This is a genomic window from Alteromonas sp. OM2203 (assembly GCF_048517045.1).
In the GTDB taxonomy this organism is placed as follows: Bacteria; Pseudomonadota; Gammaproteobacteria; order Enterobacterales; family Alteromonadaceae; genus Alteromonas; species Alteromonas gracilis.
Window position 1 is genome coordinate 3,246,485 of record NZ_CP183209.1, and the last position, 20,835, is coordinate 3,267,319.

Sequence of the window (20,835 nt, forward strand, 5' to 3'; positions counted from 1 at the left end):
TAGTATTACCACTGTATAGCATTACTAATAAATGCTTAAAGTTACAATGTAGCACACGACCAACTGCCCATTACAAAAGTTAAAAACTAAGAGATGTGATAGGCGGACGTCACCACCTTTCACCGACAATAAAAGATGGCGACAATTTATGAAGTTTAACTTTTACTGTTCTCAGTCAAATCCCACTGAGTTGTTGTTAGGTGTTAAAACGTGACAATCTCATCATTGATTAGATGACCTACCACTGCGCTTTGTTCTGCATCCTCAAATGCGCTATCAATCGCCTTAAATCGCCCACTCGTGACCTTACGATAATTTGGGTGAGTGTAAATATAAGTTTGCTCAGACTGAAGGGCCTCAACTACCCGTTCAGCAAGCATGGTTGCCGGGATACCGGACTCAACGGCCTTAGTGGCAGCTTGTGCTCCAGCTTTAAGTTTTTCTTTATCGATGCGCTTGTCAGCCGCCACAGCATACTTTTGCTGTCTATTTCTGTACGACTCATGAATACGGGTTTTCACAAATGCAGGGCACAACACAGAGGTATGAATACCAAAGGGTTTTAGCTCAGCCACCCAACTTTCGGTCATCGAAACTACTGCGGCTTTCGACGCGCAATACGCACCGGCATATGGCATGCCCATCATCCCAGCCATAGACGCTACATTTAACACCCAGCCTCCTTCACCGTGCTCTTTTATAGCAGGTACACATGCCTGCGCACCGTAAAGTACGCCCATCACGTTGACATCCATAACCCAACGCCACGTTTCATGCTCAGCATCTTCTACTTTACCTGGTGAGCCTCCCACGCCGGCGTTATTAACCACCATGTGCACTTTGCCAAACTTCTCTTTTGCACTAGCAACAATATCTTCCCATTGGGAATAGTTGGTAACATCGAGAGCGCAAGTCAGAACATCAAAACCTTGCTCTCGCAACGCGCCACCAGATTCCGTTAGCGCCATATTATCAATATCACCCATGACGATATTCATGCCCTGTTTTGCCAATGCTTCAGCCAGCGCAAAACCAATTCCACCTGCGGCACCTGAAATGATGGCGGTTTTACCCGCAAACTCATTAGACATTCTACTCTCCTGTTATTGTTGTAGCGCCAACAAGGCTTAGTGCTTTAAACCATTCATAACAAGGCTCTGAGACTTTAACGCTGTTTTGTCGGCAATGGCCTGTGTGATTTTTGTGACGCTTTATTAGACACAATCAGATTAGGAGCAATACAGCGAGAAAAATACTTTATTTGGCTAATTTACATAGCTTCATGAAATTAATAGGGAAGGCGCAGGAAAGACAACTGAAAGGAATAACGATATGGTCAATTATAATATTCGGTAAACAAAAGACAAAAAAGGGGCGGTTTCTATCCCAGCCCCTCCTTTTTTTTCAATTTTTTCGTTTGCGTAAAAAACCTGACTAGTTGGCAGGCATGACATAGACTTCACGCACACATGCCGAATCTTCAGCGCTTAGTGCAAACAGTACCGATTTCGCAATATCTGCTGGCTGCAATTTATCTTCTTTCGGCTCGTCGAAAAATGGCGTATTGACCATGCCAGGACATATTGTTGTGCATCGCCCGCCCCACTCTCTCATTTCTTCAGCTAAATTCTGCCCAAAGCCATAGGCGAACCATTTACTTGCACCATACACAGAACCTTTTAGTGCTATACGTCCGGCTACAGAACTTGTAATAATAAAGTGGCCTTTGGTGTCGCGAAGATAGGGAAGGCCAGCTTTTGCAGTGTAAAGCAGGCCATTAACGTTAGCGCCTAACATGCCGTCCCAATCTTCTACCTCACCCTTTTCAATACCTGCGGCTTTTGCCCCGCGTCCAGCATTTGCGAAAATACCATCAATGCGGTCAAAGTGTTCGTTAACATCTTTAAATGCCTTTTCCACTTCGTCAAAATTGCTCACATCGGCTTTAACGGCATATGCGTTGTCTTCGCCAAGCTCATCTACGAGTGCTTTTAGCTTATCTTCGCTTCGCGCCAACAGCGCAACCTTAAAGCCTTTGCCCACAAGTTGCCTCGCGGTTTCTTCACCAATACCACTAGATGCTCCGGTAATAGCGATAACTTTGTCATTAGTTTTTTCGTTCGACATAAATCCTCCTAACTTACTTAGCAACAGTAACGAACCCTAGATGGCAGTGTTACGAATACCATCGCTTATTGCCTTTCCCACCTAGAGTTAATTCAAAACAGTTCGCTAACGTCGATTTATCGTTAATTTGCTTGATTAATAACTACTGCAGTCTTTCAAACGCTACTGGGTGAGCATTTCGCTAATCTTGTTAACAAAAGCGGGGATGTCGTTTGGGTTTCTGCTAGTCACCAATTTTTCGTGAACTACCACTTGCTCATCAACCCATGTGGCACCAGCGTTTTTTAAGTCGGTTTGAATACTTGGGAAAGATGTTAATTTAGCGCCTTTCGCTAAGCCTGATTCCACCAGCATCCATGGCCCATGGCAGATTGCCCCTATCGCCTTAATGTTTGAAGTGTCATTCGCTTGCTTAATTAACGTCACAGCATCCTTGTTCGTACGCAGTACATCGGGATTTATTTGCCCGCCCGGTAACACAAGAGCATCGTAGTCTTGCAAGTTCGCTGATGTAACTTGAACATCAACCTCGACGTCCTTTCCCCAATTATCTTCGTCCCACGCTTTTATCGTAGACTGGTCATCAATGGATAAAATGTCGACCTGAGCGCCTTGCTCAGTCAACATGTCTCTAGGCTGAATAAGCTCACTTTGCTCAAAACCGTTAGTTGCAAGAATAGCGACCTTTTTATCTTTAAGATTATAGGTATTGCTCATTGATTTACTCCTTTTCAAAACTGAACTCAGAACGGCAAATCAGACACTTCAAACCCTAAATGAAAATCTAATTAAAAGTTTGGAACGATTTGCTACATATTATTTGTCGCTGCAATTAGCAAACCACCAACAAGAAAAAAGTCTAGCCAACTGTTTTAATTGAATATTTAAAAGAGTTAAATAACGAAAACCTAACTTACTGTTACGCAGAAATGCAGGAGTTATGAATGATTTACAGAGTAGATGCCTGTTATCTAATAGAGATCAACACGTCTAAGAAGCACCGCTTTTCGCCACACGTTGTAACAAGTGAAAGCACTATATAAAGAGCGCTGCTTTAATAATCTTTTTAAGCCGAGTTCTCACATTTTGTGTATTAATACCAGTTCGCATAGATAATTACTTATAAGCAGTAAGCTGCGTAAGAAAAACCGAGGAAATATGAACACGGAACGATTAGACCACGCAAAGTCAGCTTTTGAGATTTCTCTTAAACATTGGTGGAGTATCTTAAAACGTATTTTCACGAGCCTTCAAAAAGACAATATTCCTCTTATCGCAGCTGGCGTAGCTTTTTACTGTTTGCTTGCCATTTTTCCGCTATTAGGTTCGATTATCGCACTATACGGGCTTATGGTTTCTCCTTCTGAACTGCAAAATCACATGGCACTTCTTGTTAACGTCGTACCCAACGAAAGCCGATATATCATTGAAGAGCAGCTTACCAACTTAACTGAAAAGTCGAACTCGGCATTAGGATGGGGTTTCTTATTTACGCTTTCTTTGTCTTTATGGAGCAGCAGCAAAGGCGCGAATGCACTCATCAAGGCGTGCAATATTACCTATAGCGAAGCGGAAGGTAGAAGTTTTTTAAAGGGTATTTTGGCACGCATCACTTGTACCATATTTATGATCCTGACCGTCATTGTAGCCCTTGCCTGCATTACTATTTTACCCGAAGCAATAAACTGGATGACGTCTAACGCAATAAGTACCGAGCAAGCCATGTGGGTGACGTGGCCGGTAATGTTAGCGTTATTTAATATTGCGCTGTCGGCACTCTATCGCTACGCCCCGCATAGAAGAGAAGCCCAATGGCGCTGGGTCACGCCAGGCTCGATATTTGCCACAATATTGTGGGTGTTAGCATCGTACGGTTTTTCGGTATATCTCAATGAATTTGGAAACTACAATAAAACCTACGGTTCTGTAGGGGGCATTATTATTTTGCTTATGTGGCTGTACTTAACGGCATATATCATTCTTATTGGAGCGGAAGTAAACTCGTCTATAGAGCTTCAAACCACGGCCGACAGTACAAAAGGTGAAGAAAAACCCATGGGTGAAAGAAACGCTTTCGTGGCCGATCATACGCCAAATGACATAAAGTAATTGCGCAATCTATCTTGTGGTGCTGACACCAAGGGTCAGCACCGTTTTCACAATTAATTTTTAGCATCTTTACGAGCATTTCTTTTCATTTTACCTGCATCAAAAATTACCTCATATTCGCGCCGCGAAATTATCTTCTCTTTCTTTTGATGTAAGGCAGTACCTTGGACAATCACCTTATTACACCGGCCAAAGCGCGCGTTTCTGTTCCCGTTATCGCGCTCGGATTTTACGCGGTTGCGTCTGGCTACTTAATGAGCCTAATACCCCTCATGCTTAGCCACTATGGCCTAGACACCACTATTGCAAGTTGGCTGGCCAGTAGCTTTTATGCAGGTTTACTCGTGGGCGCGTTAAGTATAGAGCCGCTTGTTACCCGTATTGGTTACAAGCACGGGTTTGCACTGTGTTTAGGTGTATTGGTACTGACTGTTGCAATAATGCCTTTATTTGCTCACGCCACGGTATGGCTTGTTGCTCGATTAGTGGCAGGGATAGCGGTAGCAGGTGTATTTGTTATTGTCGAGTCGTGGCTCCTACATGGAGATGAGGGCGACAGATCAAAACGTTTAGGCCTCTATATGGGGGCATTGTACGGCGGAAGTTCTCTAGGGCAATTAGGTATCGGCGCTATCGGCGTAAGCGGCACGCTACCCTTTGCGAGCATTTTTACTATGTTGATTTTAGCCATTGGCGTACTTTTGTTTGCCAAGAGCGAACAGCCTGAAACAACACAGAGTACCTCTCTGACGTTTAAACAGATATCAAAACTAAATCATGCTGCAATTATAGGCTGTATAGTGTCGGGTTTAACCCTTGGTGCGATCTACGGTCTTATGCCCCTTGAGCTGTCGAGCCGAGGTATCGCTCATGACGATTTGGGAAGTTTAATGGCGCTTATCATTTTGGGTGCGATGGCTGTCCAACCTTTAATTCCGTTTTTATCAAAGTATTTAGGGCGCACATTACTCATGGCGCTGTTTTGCCTGTTCGGTGTTGCTGCAATTACACTTACCGCAGCATTCAGCAACATTTATGCTTTGGGGGCAGGCCTGTTCCTGCTGGGTATGGCCATATTTGCTCTTTATCCGGTGGCGATAAATTTGGCCTGCGACAATTTAGACGCCAATTTTATAATAAGCGCAACGCAGGTCATGCTGTTTAGCTACAGCGTAGGTTCGGTACTCGGCCCCCTCGTTGCCGACAACTTTTTAGCAGGCCCACAAGGGCTGATGGGCTATTTGTTTTCTTGCCTACTTGCCACCAGCATTTATATGCTTATCGCCAGTGTAAAAACCAAAGGCCGCGCCATGGCTGGCGAATAAGATCTAGCCTTAGATACAGTCTCTGTGCGCTTTCGCCATCTTTCTTCACCAGTTCGCCATAATCACTGTTCATAATTCGCCCTATTCAGGGCGTTTAATAATAAGCATCGTCATCTATAACGAGCTTATCCTATGCTATTTTCTAAAACACCTAAGCGCGACTACTTCAACCCTCCGAGCACGCATAAACCGTGGTTTCGAGACCGGCAGCGTGCGGCCCAACCGCGCAAACATAGGCTGCTTATTCTTGTCTCTTTTCTGTGCTTTTTACTTGGGTTGATGATAAGCCCACTAAGTCGCGCTGAGTCTGGCGAATTAATATTGCAAAGCGAGGACGGCGAGCCTTCACACGCCCTTTTGCATTCAACTGACGTAGATTTACAGGTGAATGGCATGATTGCGCACGTTACCTATTCTCAAAAATTCACCAATAACAGCAATGAATGGAAGCATGCCGTTTACACCTTCCCACTTAATGAAAACGCAGCGATTAACAGCATGGAAATGCTTATCGGCAAGAGAATAATCCGAGGCAAAATCAAGCAAAAAGCAGAAGCTAAAAAAGCTTTTGAAACAGCTAAAAAAGCAGGAAAGAAAGCCAGTTTAACTGAGCAACAACGCCCGAATTTATTCACCCAACATGTGGCGAATATAGCGCCAGGCGAAGATATAACGGTAACGCTTCAGTACATTCAGCAAGTTGCATATGAAAATGGCGAATTTAGCTTTCATCTTCCTACTACTCTTACCCCTCGATACATTCCAGGCATACTCACAAAGGATTTGAGCGATACCGTGTTAGTTGAACACGCATACGCTGGCGGCAGCGAAACAAACAACGCTAACGAGGAGCATAGACATAGTGAAAATAAAAGTGAGCGGGGCTCTCATAGCCATAGACATATAACTACCGACAACGGCTTTATCTCGGGCTGGGCTCTACCCACAAATGAAGTCAGTGACGCTGATAAAATTACCCCATTTATGATAGATACGTTGCCTCAAAACAACCTTACCAACCAGCTTTCCTTAACGGCAACAATTAACGCAGGAATGGCTATAAATTCCATTTATAGCAAAGGCCATCAAGTACAATGGCATTCTATTGACGACACCAAGTATCAATACCGAGTTTTACTTGATGACACACAAATAACCATGGATAGAGATTTGTGGTTGCACTGGAGACCACTTAACACCGCGACTCCACAAGCAGCCTATTTTGCAGAGAATATAGATAACAACCACTATGCGTTAGTTATGCTAACACCACCACAAGTAAACCCTAAGGATCTGCAAGACTTTCCACGAGATGTCACTTTTGTAATAGACACGTCAGGATCTATGGGAGGTCGCCCAATTGAAGATGCTAAAGCCGCGTTGAAACTGGCTATCGAAAGACTAGACACTAAAGACAGATTTAACATCGTGGCCTTTAGTTCTAACTACACAAAGTTGTTCAGCCAGCCCACAAATACTCAGCCACACAATATAAACACGGCCCTATCTTTTATATCTGAGCTACACGCCAATGGCGGCACTGAAATGGCGGGCGCGCTTCATGAGGCTTTACAAGCCAAGCCAAAGGAAAACTTCATTAAACAAGTGGTGTTTATTACCGATGGCGCGGTTGGAAATGAAGCGGCACTCTTCTCGCTGATTAAACAGGAGCTAGGGAGCGCACGGCTTTTTACTGTGGGGATTGGCAGCGCACCAAACAGCTATTTCATGACCCGCGCTGCGCAATTTGGTCGAGGTAGCTATATCTTTATTAACGACACAAATAATATACAAAAAGAAATGGAGCGTTTGTTCACTAAGCTTGAAAGCCCCGTTTTAAGCAACCTTTCACTGATCCTGCCTAAAAGTATGCGGCTTAATAAAAGCGTTGAGGTGTTCCCCAAACGTTTGCCTGATTTATATGCTGGTGAACCTTTACTCATCAACGTTAAAGTGCCTGACTTTGCTAGCATAAAACACATCGACAATGCTAGAGGGGATGGAAACAACCTAGACAACCAAGTGGTGCTTTCAGGCACATTAACTGACACAAACGGTAATCTCCACAAGTGGCAGCGCAGTGTGCAGGTGCAATATTTCACGGCTGCCCCCCCAAATAACGCAAACAATAACGAAGTGAATAGCCCCCCTGCTCACTCCTCTCAAACTACAGGTATCGCTACCGCCTGGGCTCGTAAAAAAGTTGCAGCGTTAATGGATGAAAAGGCCCTAGGAAGGAATGAAGAAGACGTTGAAAAAGACATACTCAAGGTAGCTATACCCCATAAACTCATTACGGCTTATACCAGCTTTGTTGCCATCGAAGAAACGAAATCAAGGCCTGAATCGACAAATGCTAGCCCACAGCATATTAAAAACCTCATGCCGCAAGGCATGCAAATGCGCGCCATTAGCTATCCACAAACCTCTGCCGGCATTAACCAGTACCTTGTGATTAGCGCACTTTCGCTATTTTTATTAATGCTGCTCAATATGGGAGAAGCTCGACGTTATCTCTTCGCGCAATATCGCATTTTTAAAGAAGATAAAGGCATAACTCACAATGGCTAAACCCAAATTACTAGTAAGTTTATTACTCCTTGTTATTGCGGCTATTGGGTTTGGTAATGCCGCTTGGTTGTCAGTAAAAGCAGAGTTAGCACAGGTATTAATTAAGCGAGCATGGACCGAGACCTTGCAAACGGGGGATCAGGTTAGGCCTTGGCAATGGGCAGACACGTGGCCAGTAGGGCGAATGGTGCACCCAAACAGCAATACAGACTTGTATATCCTGGAAGGCGCTCAGGGGAATGCACTTGCCTTCGGCCCGGGTAGGCATGCTAACGCTGGCGAATTAGGCAGTGAAAGTAGCGTTATTGGAGGCCACAAAGACACACACTTCGCTTTTCTCGAGAAGGTAAATGTAAGCGACGCGCTACAGCTTCAAACACTAGATGGAATTTGGCATCCCTATCGAGTTTCGGCCAAACGAATTGTCGACATACAAGACCAAGATCTGCATGTTCAACTCAATCAGAAAAGGTTGTATTTAGTCACGTGCTATCCATTTCATACAATCCCCCAAAACAATCACTTAAGGCTGGTTGTAGAGCTTGAGCCATCATAAAACCGTAGTTATGGGGTCAGAGTCGTTACACTGACCCCACTTTTTTCGTATTTGTTACACTAAGGTAATAAAAGCTGGTGTAACACTTTTAACTTTTTGGATTTCAATACTTAGATTAGGGTTGCCTTAATTACGCTGACGCCGCTGGTCTTTTAATGCGGCTTTTTCGCTTTCACTTAGAAATGCTATTGCTAAGGCATTTTCTTGCGCTTGTTTAATATGCGAAGGGGTTAGGCCTGCTTGCTTAGCGGCAACAGAGAATTCATGATCGAGTTCTACACCTTGAACTGCGGGGTCATCGGTATTTAGACAGGCGAGTATTCCGTGCTCCAAAAAGGTTTTTAACGGGTGCTCTGATAGTGTGGCTACCGTATTCGTCAATATGTTGCTGGTTAAACAACTTTCAATACCAATGCGATTGTCACGCAAATAATCCATAAGATTTTCATCGTGAATGGCATTAACGCCGTGCCCTATTCGGGTAGCCCCCAAGTGCTTTATAGCTTGCCAAATACTTTCTGGGCCTACAGCCTCGCCAGCATGTACTGTGACATGCAACCCTTCTCGCTGCACTTGCCTAAAATGTTCAACGAACAAGCTTCCAGGGAAGCCCTTTTCATCGCCCGCCAAGTCAATTGCAGTGATGTGTTCTTTATAAGCCAAGATTGAATCTAACTCATGCTGACACGCTTTTTCGCCATAAGAACGTGACAGAATACCAATCAGATTCACTTTGATATTGTGTTTTTTTGTTGCGCTTTTTACTCCATCGATAACAGCCTCAACCACACCTTGTGATGGCAGCCCGTGACTTTCAGCCATGAAGTAAGGACTAAAACGCAGTTCTGCATAGTCAATCCCTTGCTTAGCCGCGTCCTCAACATTTTCAATCGCTACACGTTTGCAGGCTTCAAGGTCGCCTAACACCTTAACACCCCATGTAAGTTTGTCTAAAAACGATACAAGATCTGGTGCAATTCTCATTACCTGAGCGTGTGGGCGCAATCCTTCCAACGAATAGTCAGGTAAGTCGATGTTGAATTGCTGACCAAGTTCCAGAATTGTGCGCAGGCGCACATTCCCATCTAAGTGACGATGTAAATCTAGCAGCGGTAAATCTTCAATAGGCATGGCAATACTTCTTTATAAAGCGCGAACTTAACTATAACACTTAGCGTTTGAAACCTCCCTTTGTTAGCAAAAATAACTTTTTTATGGCGGGACAAAATAGCGCTTGCGTCGCTATGTTGCCAACCGCATTTTTGGCAAACTAACTAATGATGAACATCTTGCCTTTGGCAGTACATTGCCTCTTAATACAATACGCGCCATTTGCCAACGCTATGCCAACGACAAGCCCTTACTTAGACAAATGCTCGCCATCGTAAAAAAATGCAAAGGCGATGAACAAATCATACCGGAGCAATTGGTTGAGCACATAAAAGCGCTACTGTTGAAATAGCCATTACTGCACAAGACAGTGCGCTCAACTAAGGCGTAACTATTTATTTGCTGGTACTATATCGCCAAATTTTGCTATGACAGTGTTGCCATAGCACGAGAGGATAAAAAATATACCTCATTTAAATTAAGCAGGAACATCATGGCTCTCAAAGCGACCATTTTTAAAGCTGACATATCCATAACCGATATGGACCGCAATTACTATAACGACCACAACCTTACTATTGCTCGTCACCCATCAGAAAACGACGAGCGCATGATGTTGCGAATTATCGCATTTATCGTAAATGCGCATGAGCGTCTGCAGTTTACCAAAGGGCTATCTGACGACGACGTTCCAGATTTGTGGCAGAAGAGTTTCAGCGATGAAATAGAACTGTGGATTGAGTTGGGCCAACCATCTGAGCAGCGTATCAAAAAAGGGTGCAATCAAAGCCAAAAGATGATTATTTATTCTTACGCCGATAACAGCTTCGACGCGTGGTGGAATAAAGAACAAAATAAACTGCAAACAAGAAAAAACTTGTCAGTGTTTACTTTACCGGAATCGTTATCTACTACACTTGCTCACGCTGTGCAGCGCTCTATGCAAATTCAGGTCACCATACAAGATGGACAAATGTGGCTGACTATTGAAGGCGCTGAAGTTACTGAAAGTGTTGAAATTGCAATTGAGAAAAAGATGTAATGAAAAAGCTATCTGCTGTTCAGCTAAAACAACAAGCGTTGGTACTCGATATTGCTAACGCTCTGGAAGCGCAAGGCCGCGATGAACTTGAAGGAATGCTGCAGTGCTGGTTTGACGTTCAATATCACCAGTTTCCGGGGTCCCTTCTATTACGCTTTCAATTCGACACAGAAGAAGCCGTGCTGGGAGCAGAACCAGAGCTGAAAAAATGGCAACGTCGTTTGAGTTCCGCCCTTTTAAAAAAAGGTGTAGTTTTAAAAGACATGCGCCGACATTTAATTTTTACTACAAATTCCCCAGAAGAATAAGCGTTTCCGCATAAAGTCTACTTACATATTCAAAGGTAAGTAGGCTAGACTGGGCGTGTTCAATATTTAGCTAGTCGAATTTCTAAAATAGAGACACGCGCTATATACCAAAACACTAAAAAATTGAACACACCATGTTGACCGGCTTTTAATTAGGCCACTATCCCAGTAAAAGGAGCTTCACAATGAAAACTAAAGCAATCGCGTTAGCACTACTACTGTCTTTAATGGGCTGTACAGAATCTAGCGAAGAAACGAAAAGTGATGTAAAAAAAGAGATGGAAAAAGCAGGCGAAACAACGTCTAAAGCGTATGAAGAAGCAAAAGAAGATGCTGCTGATTCTTGGGATGAAACAAAAGATGCGACCTCAGACGCCTTAGATGATGGCAAAGAGATGGCTTCAGACGCCTACGAAGATGGTAAAAAAATGGCTTCTGATGCCTACGAAGATGGCAAAGACATGGCATCTGACGCTTACGACGCAAGCGCCGAGAAAGCGGGTGAATGGAAAGACGCAGCCGCGAAGAAAGCATACGAAGCCTGCGTAAAAATGAAAGAACAAATGGGCGGAGATGTAAGCGAGTGTGACGATTAAGTCGTAGCCCGCTACCCCAGCCTTTAAAGCGAACCTCTCGGTTCGCTTTTTTGTATCTTATTTTTTAACGAAGGGCTACTTTACTCGCATCCTGCAAGTATTACTGAGTTTGCCGTAATCGTTAATGGTGCCACCCTCAGCAGTGTGTTTATGCCAAGGATATTATTCCCCTTTGGAAGCACGGCGACCTCTACTGGCCCTACTTCACACGTATTGCCAATACGCACTGAATTGAGTTGGTACTGTGATACCTTAAGAATTTTTCCGTTCGCCATTCTCGCTGCCGACGTTCTGGTAGCAAGTAGCGGTTGATTTTGAGTAAGAGCGTTAAAAGTGGCTTGATTAAGCGTTAACAAACTCGATCCCGTATCCAGCAAAAACGATGCTCTCACATTAGATTCAAGCGTAGCTTCCAGGTATAAGGTTCCGCCTTTACTTTGCGATAGTGGAATACTTTGCTCTATGGCCAATGTTGGTGAGACAAAACCTACATATGCCATCAACAGCACTGAGAGTGATAACGTCACTGCTTTTTTTGCCGTTCTGTTCATTTTATCTACACCACACGCTTTAAAAGAAGACGTAGGAGAACAGCAAGATAAAGACCATATGTTAATTGTTTGATTTTCTTCGATCTGCTCGAAATGACCACACGTTTAAGCACCTTATTGGTGCACTAGCGCTGGGTATTATGCACCATACATAGGCATGCATTGGTGCATATTGTGCTTCTCAGCGAGCATATTAGTCCCTCTGATTTAGCGCATACTACTAATATCCAAAACTGATAGTTTATGACTATCACCAATCAGTATTGTTTGAACCAAATTCGTTCATACAATATACAAAAGTAGTAAGTTTAATATAAGGACACGATATGAAATTACGCTATGTTTTGGGAACGCTTATCACTGCCGTTTCGCTTGGATTTACCGCGCAAGCAATGCCAGTTTCATCTGATGATACTGTAGAAGTGCAAGTGGTAGATTATTCTGGTAAACCACCGTTTAAACGCAAAGTAGTGACTATGTCGGTTAACGACGTTGCACAGTTGGAGTCAGTAGGTCAGGAAGCTATCGAGTACGTTGAGGTTAAGGAGGTGATTATGCGTGGAAAGCCTCCTTATCGCAGAACAACTACCATGATGCCTGTTTATGACGTTGCTCAACTTGAAATGCTAGAAGAGGAAGACGACAAGCAAAGACGTGGCACGCGCCCGCCGTTCAAACGTAATTAACCCGCTTGCACTTTTAGTTAAGCGTTTAATCGAAGCGATTCACTTTTGCCTGAGTGAGTCGCTTTTTTGTAGCGTTTTATTTTGAAAACGATGGCCAAAAAGATAAAGTGAGGAAAACAACAAAAAAGAGAAAACCAATGCAACCTCACGACCACTCTCCTCTTACTGATTTTATTGAATACCCAGAAGACAGTATGCTTGCTCGAAGTGCAGATTTTTTGAAAAACATGCAGCGTCGCCATAGTATTCGACACTTCAGTGACAGACCGGTCGATAAAACCATCATTGAAAACTGCATACTCACTGCCGGTACGGCTCCCAGCGGCGCAAATCATCAACCCTGGCATTTTACCGCTATTCAGTCTGCCCACGTAAAACAACAAATCCGCGAGCAAGCAGAGGCACACGAACAAGGGTTCTACAATGGACGCGCTGGTCAACAGTGGCTCGATGACCTTAAGCCTTTAGGCACAGATGCCAGTAAACCTTATCTTGAAAAAGCACCCTGGCTTATTGCTGTATTTAGTCAAAAATTTGGTGAAACAAAAGCGGGTGAAAAAAGCCAAAACTATTATGTTCATGAGTCGGTAGGTATTTCGGTTGGCATGCTTATTACATCGTTACACAATGCTGGTCTGGCAACCTTGACTCATACTCCAAAACCTATGAATTTTTTAACCGAAATATGCCAGCGCCCAGATAATGAGCGGGCTTACATGCTAATAATTGCAGGCTACCCAGCACCCAATGCCACTATTCCAGCACATGCTCAACAAAAAAAGTCGCTTAGCGAAATTGCGAGCTTTCTCTAGATTTAGAGCGCGCTCTGGGGCTGTGCACTTTTTAAAGAAAAGTGTTAATGCAGCATAATTTTAAAAGATAGCTTATAAAAGCTTCGTCATAGACATGAGATACGCAGCACTTATAATGCGCCCTCGTTATTAAGGGCTGTGACCTTTTCTTTACGAGTTTGGGTCAACCACGTTTAACAGCCCTCGGGAGCTAATAGTCTCATGTCATCGCGTTACGCATTTTCTCCACAACTTCCTTTTCTGTTGCTTAGCCTTTTAACTGGCTTAACCTCCTCGTTTGTTACGCCTCTTATGAGCTATTTTCTCATTGACGAGATTAACGTTGAGCCCATATACATAAGCATTTACATGGTTTCTGTTACGCTATCAGGGTTGGTGATCAGTCAATACCTAGGGCACCTGGCTGATAAAGGCTTTAACGCAAATCGTCTTTATGGGCTAACCATGATTTGTGTAGGCATTGCGATGGTCGCCTTTATCTTTAGTAACCAGTTTTGGCACGTGTTTCTTGCTGGCGTTTTATTTATGTCTGTGGGTGCAGGGGCAGTGTCTCAGATGTTGACCGTTTCAGGGCTATGGGCAAAAAACCAAGACATCGACTTAGCCGCCTTCAACTCAAAAGTTCGCGCTGCCATCTCTCTTGCTTGGGTGGTTGGCCCGCCGCTAGCGTTTACTTTGGTCGCCAATTTTGGCTTTGCAGCATCTTTTTCGGTGGCTATCGCATGTGTGTTAGTTGCAACGCTTTTTGTAGTAAAGGTTGTGCCGCCTCAAAAAGCTAATCAACAGTCACTCAATACTACTTTAAAAGGCTCGCTATCGCTTCCTTTCTGGCTGGTTGGGCTGGCTATACTTGCTGGTATGGCTGGCAATGTTATGTATTTATCATCGATGCCCTTATACGTCATGAATGAACTGGGGTTGGCAGAAAATTTACCCGGGCTGATGATGGGTGTAGTGGCCGCACTTGAGATCCCTACCATGTTACTGGCGGCCAAGCTGGCTCGACGCTTTCCACCCGCAGGTATCATGGCCGTAGCATTCATTTTCGGCTGCTGCTTCTACATCGGCGTGTATTTTTCTCAGTCAAGTTGGGAGTTACTTACCCTTCAAATACTGAACGCCCTTTTCTACGGCTTATATGCAGGCATTGGGTTGACGTTACTGCAACAACAAGCGCCCGACTTAACCGGGTTCACTTCAGCCTTTTATTCAAACGCCACTCGCGTAGGTATGATGCTAGGCACAATAGGCGCGGGTACCGTGGCCCAATTTTTTAGTTTTAGAGATGCCACTATCGGATCGTTATGCATTGCCATATTTGGTTTGAACGTGATGTTAGTGTTTATGTTTGTTAAGAAGCGCGCGCTTCGCTAGAAATCTAGTTCACTTGGCCTGGCATTGGCTGCACCAATAGAGGCGTCGCCCATTGTAGGACTGTCGCTTTATTGGCGTGGCGCAGACTCTACAAGGCTGTTCTTCTCTATCGAACACCATAAACCTCGTGCCCTCAAAGTTAACGCCTTTTGCTTCCAGTACTTCGCGTAGTTCGGTGTACACGGTATAGCCACCGGTTTCATAACTGCGTTTGCATATGGCCAAGGTGTGATGCGCTAAGCCGCGAAGCTGCTCATCATCTAACTGCGAGGGTTTAAGCGAAGGGTGAACGCCAGCTGCAAATAGTATTTCGCTACGGAGATAGTTGCCAAGCCCTGCCATAAAGCGCTGGTCTAGATACAAACCGCTTAGCGCGCGGTTATAAAAAGCTTTTGAACGTAAGCGTTCTAATACCAGCTCCTTTGACACCGAACCGTTTAATACATCAGGCCCTACCCGCTGTAGAAACGGATGTTCGTGAATAGTTTGCGATGGCCAGATACTAATATCAGAGGCGCTATACAAGATAGCGCTATGCGTCTTGGTATGAAGCCCTACTCTCAACTGACGCTTAGTATCGGGCAGTTCGTTACGTTTACAGGTATGCCACACGCCGTAGAGCTGGTTGTGTGAATACATAGAAAGCGCGTTACTGAAATGGGTGATTAACGCCTTGCCACGGGTTTCCATGCCCAACACTTTTTCACCTTCTAACTGCTTAGCGTAGGGTTTAAGCTGAGCTAAGCCAAACTCTACCTTTTCTAAAGGGATATCTTTTATGACCAATTCAACTTTGTCTGCAGCGCGACGAATCTCTGGACCTTCAGGCATGCTATCTTAACTACCTTTTATCTGGGTTACTGTTTACTTCACATTTTCTTGAGCGTATTTCCAGCTCACTGTCAGCTGAATGAGAATGGATACAAAAAGGGTCTGTCGCCCTTCAATGTACTTTAAACCGCAGTTTGTACATCAAAGATCAACAGACCCTTTTATTGATTACATTTAAGCTGAGATTGCCGTAGTTAAACGTCTCGCAGATTAGCCCTTACTCGGCACAATAAGGTATTTTGTGCCGGTCTTTTTCGCATTATACAAAGCCACATTCTCTGGCTGAAGCGCTTCCTCTAGACTTAACTCTTTGCTGTAAGACGACGCAAACGTAGTGTTAATTTCCGTAGCCACTTTCTGGTAGAGCTCGCCTACACGCTTCTTATCAAGCTTGCCTAAGAAACGCATTAGCAACCAACCACCAATACTCCACGTCATGCCATAAGCGCGGTTTAAAATAGTTGGCGAGAAATCTAAGCCGCCGTAGATATACACCTGTTTGTTGCTGTCAGAACCATAGGTGTTGAACCCTTTTGCATCTTTACTGCCCGATGCTTCCATCATAGTAAGAATATCGCTCACTAGCTCACCACCGCCAATGGCGTCGAATGCTAGCGTTGCGCCTGTGCTATCAATGGCTTGATAGAGTTCGGCTTTGAAGTTCTCGCTACTTGAATCAAGTACAATTTTTGCGCCTATGCCTTTGAGAATATCAACCTGCTCTTGGCTACGTACAATATTTACTAACTCTACGCCCTGTTCTAGACAAATCTTGTTCAACATTTGCCCTAAGTTAGAGGCTGCAGCGGTATGTACAAGCGCCTTGTGGCCTTCCATTCGCATGGTTTCAACCATGCCAAGTGCTGTAAGCGGATTTACAAATGAAGATGCAGCTTGCTGCGGTGTTGTACTATCCAGATGTGGCAGGCAAGCCTGTACTGGAACACACGCAAATTCGGTGTAGGCAGCGCCGGTAAGAATAGATACCGTCTTGCCCATTAATGCTTGTGCTTCTGGACTATCACCCGCCTTAACAACCGTACCTGCGCCTTCATTGCCGATAGGCAAGGTTTGATCCAAACGCGATTTAATGCGACTCAGCAACGGCTTGTGTACTGGTGCTACTAGTGCTTTTTTATCTTCATCAAAGATTGCCTTATCAAGGCTTGCAGGGCCGAACATGGGCCACATATCTGATGGGTTTATTGGAGAGGCTTCCATTTGAACTATTACTTCGTGTGACTTAGGTTCTGGAACATCCACTTCTTTTAGCGATACCTGTAACTCACCTTCCGAGGTGATTAGCGTAAATAGTTGTTTTGATTTGTCCATAGTGTTATTTCGCCCTGAAAGTTAAACGCTGAATGTAACAATAAGCTACCACGCACCCACTATCAGTAATATTTATATTTCGAATACATATGCGTTTCGATCATTTATACACCCTCAAAAAATGGGGTCAGAGTCTGAGGGATCCCCACGAATTTAATTCCATGTGCCTGCGGCCCAGGCCCGGTCGACTATGGAGCTGTACCATTTGAGTGCAGCTTTCCACTGTCGCATAGTGAATCGTATTCGGCAAGCAACAGCTCTCAGGCCGAGATAGTGGAATGACAGCACGCTTCTGGTGTCGGTATTTGCTTGGAAGCGCCGATGTTTATTCGAAGAGACGACCACCATACCCAGTAGTATTGCCACCAGTGACGCTAACGTAGTCAGCAATACCAGTATTGTTAGACGCTGCTTTTTCACGCTTTTATTCTGTTCATAGCCAAGCCCGAACTTCGTGCTTTTCATGTCTCTAAAGCCTTCTTCAATTTGCATTCGTTGCCTGTAAATGGCCACTACTTGCTTTGATAAGCTTCGATGAGGTGCCAGTGATGTCGCTAATAGCCATGGGTCTTTCGCCCCTTGCGCATGCACTTTTGAGCGTTTTGAGGCTTTACGTGTACCATCTGGATTTGAAGCATGACGCCCTTTAGATTTCTGTTTAAAAAGAACTAGCGTACAGTCAAAGGGATTACTTCTTACTATTTGGCTGTTATCAAAACGCTTCGGACGACAGGTTGCTTGAGTATAGAGATAGCGAATACACTGCCACGTATCTCCTCTATCAAGTGAATAAAGATGTGGCTTACGGATACGTCCAATAATGTCCCATCCAAGTGCCCTAACTGCCCTGAACCAAGGCGATTTATACCCTGCATCGGTAACGATAATGGGTCGGCAATTTGAAGGTAACATGGCGTGTAATGCCTTTAAGAATGCTTTGTGGGTGGCTGGTTTCTCTTTGGTCTTGTTGCAATGCACTTCTTGATAAAGTGTGACGGGCCGACCTTTTAAAGATATTGCCGCGCGTAAAAGAAAATGCGCTTTACGGTCATCTAAATCTGACCAGTCGATTGAGATAACAGGGCGTGTTGTGTTGCCGCAAAATAGTTGGCATATAGATGCATAGATGAGCGGTGTTTCACTTACTAAATGCGGGTTTGAGAGCAAGCGGTCAGCACGTTTAATCCGATGTTTTTCAAAGGCTTTAGTATTGATTCCTCGACCTATGCTGGTTACGGTCGCAGCGCTTCCATTAAGCAGACTTTTGACGCACGCCGTGACCGCACTTAGACGAGTTTTATGCATATTGTAGCTGACAAGCGATACGACATTGTTCACAATAGATAGGGCATTCATGGCTGTTTGGCCTCAGTGATTTTTGGCGATTGATCTGATCACCAAACGTCATGAATGTTCCTATCTTTTTTATCTCGCTGATATCGTTATATTATTTGTGGGGATACCTCAGACTCTGACCCCATTTTTTATATCGCGATTTGGAAGCTTATTAATGTACTCTGACCCCATTATTTTACAGCAGCTATTTGGTTTTTCGGCGTTTCGCGAGGGCCAGAAGGAAGCGGTGGATTTACTGCTAAGTGGTCATTCAACTCTGGCAATATTCCCTACTGGTTCGGGTAAATCACTTTGCTATCAGTACGTTGCTACACAGTTGCCGCATTTAACCTTGGTGGTGTCGCCATTGTTGGCGCTGATGAAAGATCAGCTGGAGTTTCTTCATAGCAAAGGCATTGCAGCAGCCAGTATCGACTCCACGTTAACACCTGAGGAAAACAAGCAAGTGATGAATGATATCCGCTCTGGTCAATGCAAAGTTTTAATGGTGTCTGTGGAGCGTTTTAAGAACGAACGTTTTAGACAGTTCATTGAGTCTGTTAGGGTGAGTATGTTGGTTATCGATGAGGCCCACTGCATCTCGGAGTGGGGTCATAATTTTCGCCCTGATTACCTGAAGCTTCCTGCTTATCAGAAAGAGCTCAATATTCATCTAGTATTATTACTCACCGCTACCGCTACTAAAAAAGTAAAAATGGATATGGCGGCACGTTTTGATATTTCTCCAGCCAGCATTATCCAAACGGGGTTTTATCGTCCGAACCTTAATCTAGAGGTTCGCCCTGTTCTTGAGCCCAATAAAAAACAAGCTTTGCTAGAAGAAGTTAAGAAACAGCAAGGTGCGGGCATAGTTTATGTCACACTGCAGAACAGCGCCGGGGAAGTAGCTCAGTTTCTGCAGCAGCAAGGGTTTACTGCAAAGGCCTACCACGCTGGACTCGATAGTGAGGTCAGGCAACGTATTCAGCAAGATTTCATGAACAACAAGCTTCAAGTTGTGGTGGCGACTATTGCCTTCGGCATGGGTATTGATAAATCGGATATTCGCTTTGTTATTCACTACGACCTACCAAAATCTATAGAAAACTATAGCCAGGAAATTGGCAGAGGCGGGCGAGATGGTGAAGTAGCAAACTGCACGGTATTAGCGAACCTCGACGGATTGGTCACCATAGAAAATTTTGTTTATGGAGATACGCCCGATAAAAGCGCAATTGAGCGCGTAATTACCGACATTAAATCACAAGCGCCGGTTCATCTAGATACTGCAAAAGAAATTCAACCTCCAGATAACAGCGACAACAATGTTTACCAGTGGGAAACCCAAATTAACAGCTTATCGAGCACAAGCAATATTCGTCAGCTTCCCCTTAAAACCCTTTTAGTGCAGCTTGAACTCGCGAATGTTATTCGACCGTTGTACGCCTACTTTGCAGAATACAAGTTCCGGTTCATTTCTGACAAAGCCACCATACTCGGTTTATTTTCAGAAGAGCGTTCGCGCTTTTTAGATGCGGTATTCACGCACTCCAACATGAAAAAGGTATGGGGCGTTGTTAATTTTGACAGTATTTATCAGCATTACGGTGCAGAGCGTTCTAGAGTGGTTGCGGCATTGGAGTATTTGCATGAACATAATCACATCGAGCTTGCATCACGCTTAATTACCGATGTTTATCGCGTTAACAACGAACAACTATGCACGGAAGACTTAACAGATAAGTTAGCGCAGTATTTTGCTGAAAACGAACACAAGGAAATAGAGCGTATAGCGGCGCTGGTAGGCTTCTTCGAACTCAACACCTGTTTAAGCTATAGCCTATCGGCGTATTTTGACGATACCAAAACGCCTTTAAAATGTGGCCACTGCAGTGTGTGCCAGGGTAAGGTGGCTAAGCTTAGTTACTCAACACCTATTGCCAAGCCAGATATGACACAAGTGGCTGAAGCTATCTCAGCACTACAATCTCATTTAGAAGGAAAGTTTGAAGGCCCTATTACCGAATCCATCTATTGCCGTTTTCTTACTGGCATGACGATGCCTTTATTTACGCGCTTTAAAGTAAAGCAAGTGAAAGGCTTCGGAAGTTGTGAAAACTGCCGCTATGCAGATGTAAAAGCGGCCGTATCTTCTGTAATAGCGTAAAAA

20 protein-coding genes are annotated in these 20,835 nt (G+C 44.2%); 12 read left to right on the plus strand and 8 right to left on the minus strand.

Annotated elements, in window-relative coordinates:
- Positions 1–203 precede the first annotated feature (203 nt).
- The 3 genes from ACM0P2_RS14415 to ACM0P2_RS14425 form a co-directional block, all read right to left on the minus strand.
- A complete protein-coding gene (locus ACM0P2_RS14415; protein ID WP_159120150.1) occupies positions 204–1,091 on the minus strand; it encodes an SDR family NAD(P)-dependent oxidoreductase in 888 nt (295 codons plus the stop codon).
- Between the two features lie 343 nt (positions 1,092–1,434).
- Positions 1,435–2,127 (minus strand): SDR family oxidoreductase, encoded by a 693-nt coding sequence (locus tag ACM0P2_RS14420; protein ID WP_159120151.1) that lies wholly within the window; start codon positions 2,125–2,127, stop codon positions 1,435–1,437.
- Positions 2,128–2,289: 162 nt separating this feature from the next.
- Positions 2,290–2,844: a type 1 glutamine amidotransferase domain-containing protein gene (locus ACM0P2_RS14425; protein WP_419226732.1), complete on the minus strand. Its 555-nt coding sequence runs from the start codon at positions 2,842–2,844 to the stop codon at positions 2,290–2,292.
- 441 nt (positions 2,845–3,285) lie between these two features.
- On the opposite strand from ACM0P2_RS14425, the gene ACM0P2_RS14430 reads away from it, so the two are divergent.
- The 4 genes from ACM0P2_RS14430 to ACM0P2_RS14445 all read left to right on the plus strand — a co-directional run bounded on the left by ACM0P2_RS14430 (position 3,286) and on the right by ACM0P2_RS14445 (position 8,688).
- Positions 3,286–4,236, plus strand: a complete 951-nt coding sequence (locus tag ACM0P2_RS14430) for a YihY/virulence factor BrkB family protein (protein WP_159120153.1) — start codon at positions 3,286–3,288, stop codon at positions 4,234–4,236.
- A gap of 164 nt (positions 4,237–4,400) precedes the next feature.
- Positions 4,401–5,561 (plus strand): MFS transporter, encoded by a 1,161-nt coding sequence (locus ACM0P2_RS14435; protein ID WP_419226733.1) that lies wholly within the window; start codon positions 4,401–4,403, stop codon positions 5,559–5,561.
- A 132-nt stretch (positions 5,562–5,693) separates the two neighbouring features.
- Positions 5,694–8,132: a marine proteobacterial sortase target protein gene (locus tag ACM0P2_RS14440; RefSeq protein WP_419226734.1), complete on the plus strand. Its 2,439-nt coding sequence runs from the start codon at positions 5,694–5,696 to the stop codon at positions 8,130–8,132.
- The gene (locus tag ACM0P2_RS14445; protein ID WP_159120156.1) at positions 8,125–8,688 is read left to right on the plus strand and encodes a class GN sortase; all 564 of its coding nucleotides are present in this window, start codon (positions 8,125–8,127) and stop codon (positions 8,686–8,688) included. Before ACM0P2_RS14440 ends, ACM0P2_RS14445 begins: the two co-directional genes overlap by 8 nt.
- Before the next feature lie 126 nt (positions 8,689–8,814).
- On the opposite strand, the gene add is transcribed toward ACM0P2_RS14445, so the two are convergent.
- The gene (gene add / locus ACM0P2_RS14450) at positions 8,815–9,819 is read right to left on the minus strand and encodes an adenosine deaminase (protein WP_159120157.1); all 1,005 of its coding nucleotides are present in this window, start codon (positions 9,817–9,819) and stop codon (positions 8,815–8,817) included.
- A 103-nt stretch (positions 9,820–9,922) separates the two neighbouring features.
- Between add and ACM0P2_RS14455 the strand changes: the two genes are divergently transcribed.
- The 4 genes from ACM0P2_RS14455 to ACM0P2_RS14470 all read left to right on the plus strand — a co-directional run bounded on the left by ACM0P2_RS14455 (position 9,923) and on the right by ACM0P2_RS14470 (position 11,744).
- Positions 9,923–10,150, plus strand: coding sequence for a hypothetical protein (locus tag ACM0P2_RS14455; protein ID WP_419226735.1), 228 nt, complete (start codon positions 9,923–9,925; stop codon positions 10,148–10,150).
- A gap of 141 nt (positions 10,151–10,291) precedes the next feature.
- Positions 10,292–10,840: a YaeQ family protein gene (locus ACM0P2_RS14460; RefSeq protein WP_173360606.1), complete on the plus strand. Its 549-nt coding sequence runs from the start codon at positions 10,292–10,294 to the stop codon at positions 10,838–10,840.
- Positions 10,840–11,148 carry a hypothetical protein gene (locus tag ACM0P2_RS14465; RefSeq protein ID WP_159120160.1) on the plus strand — a complete coding sequence of 103 codons (309 nt, stop codon included), beginning with the start codon at positions 10,840–10,842 and terminating at the stop codon, positions 11,146–11,148. Before ACM0P2_RS14460 ends, ACM0P2_RS14465 begins: the two co-directional genes overlap by 1 nt.
- Before the next feature lie 185 nt (positions 11,149–11,333).
- On the plus strand, positions 11,334–11,744 hold the full coding sequence (locus tag ACM0P2_RS14470) for a hypothetical protein (protein WP_159120161.1): 411 nt from the start codon (positions 11,334–11,336) through the stop codon (positions 11,742–11,744).
- An 80-nt stretch (positions 11,745–11,824) separates the two neighbouring features.
- On the opposite strand, the gene ACM0P2_RS14475 is transcribed toward ACM0P2_RS14470, so the two are convergent.
- A complete protein-coding gene (locus ACM0P2_RS14475) occupies positions 11,825–12,295 on the minus strand; it encodes a retropepsin-like aspartic protease (RefSeq protein WP_236547209.1) in 471 nt (156 codons plus the stop codon).
- Positions 12,296–12,621: 326 nt separating this feature from the next.
- Between ACM0P2_RS14475 and ACM0P2_RS14480 the strand changes: the two genes are divergently transcribed.
- The 3 genes from ACM0P2_RS14480 to ACM0P2_RS14490 all read left to right on the plus strand — a co-directional run bounded on the left by ACM0P2_RS14480 (position 12,622) and on the right by ACM0P2_RS14490 (position 15,167).
- Entirely contained in the window at positions 12,622–12,981 is a 360-nt protein-coding gene (locus ACM0P2_RS14480; protein ID WP_105931507.1) for a hypothetical protein, read from the plus strand.
- A 137-nt stretch (positions 12,982–13,118) separates the two neighbouring features.
- Positions 13,119–13,793 (plus strand): nitroreductase family protein, encoded by a 675-nt coding sequence (locus tag ACM0P2_RS14485; RefSeq protein ID WP_159120162.1) that lies wholly within the window; start codon positions 13,119–13,121, stop codon positions 13,791–13,793.
- A 201-nt stretch (positions 13,794–13,994) separates the two neighbouring features.
- Positions 13,995–15,167, plus strand: coding sequence for a sugar efflux transporter (locus tag ACM0P2_RS14490; protein ID WP_159120163.1), 1,173 nt, complete (start codon positions 13,995–13,997; stop codon positions 15,165–15,167).
- Between the two features lie 9 nt (positions 15,168–15,176).
- Here ACM0P2_RS14490 and nei read toward each other — a convergent pair whose 3' ends face one another.
- The 3 genes from nei to ACM0P2_RS14505 all read right to left on the minus strand — a co-directional run bounded on the left by nei (position 15,177) and on the right by ACM0P2_RS14505 (position 18,686).
- Positions 15,177–15,998 (minus strand): endonuclease VIII, encoded by an 822-nt coding sequence (gene nei / locus ACM0P2_RS14495; RefSeq protein ID WP_159120164.1) that lies wholly within the window; start codon positions 15,996–15,998, stop codon positions 15,177–15,179.
- A gap of 210 nt (positions 15,999–16,208) precedes the next feature.
- Complete coding sequence (locus tag ACM0P2_RS14500) at positions 16,209–17,330, minus strand: zinc-binding dehydrogenase (protein ID WP_159120165.1); 1,122 nt, start codon at positions 17,328–17,330, stop codon at positions 16,209–16,211.
- 153 nt (positions 17,331–17,483) lie between these two features.
- Entirely contained in the window at positions 17,484–18,686 is a 1,203-nt protein-coding gene (locus ACM0P2_RS14505) for an IS4 family transposase (RefSeq protein ID WP_419226736.1), read from the minus strand.
- A gap of 154 nt (positions 18,687–18,840) precedes the next feature.
- Between ACM0P2_RS14505 and ACM0P2_RS14510 the strand changes: the two genes are divergently transcribed.
- On the plus strand, positions 18,841–20,832 hold the full coding sequence (locus ACM0P2_RS14510; protein ID WP_159117945.1) for a RecQ family ATP-dependent DNA helicase: 1,992 nt from the start codon (positions 18,841–18,843) through the stop codon (positions 20,830–20,832).
- Positions 20,833–20,835 lie beyond the last annotated feature (3 nt).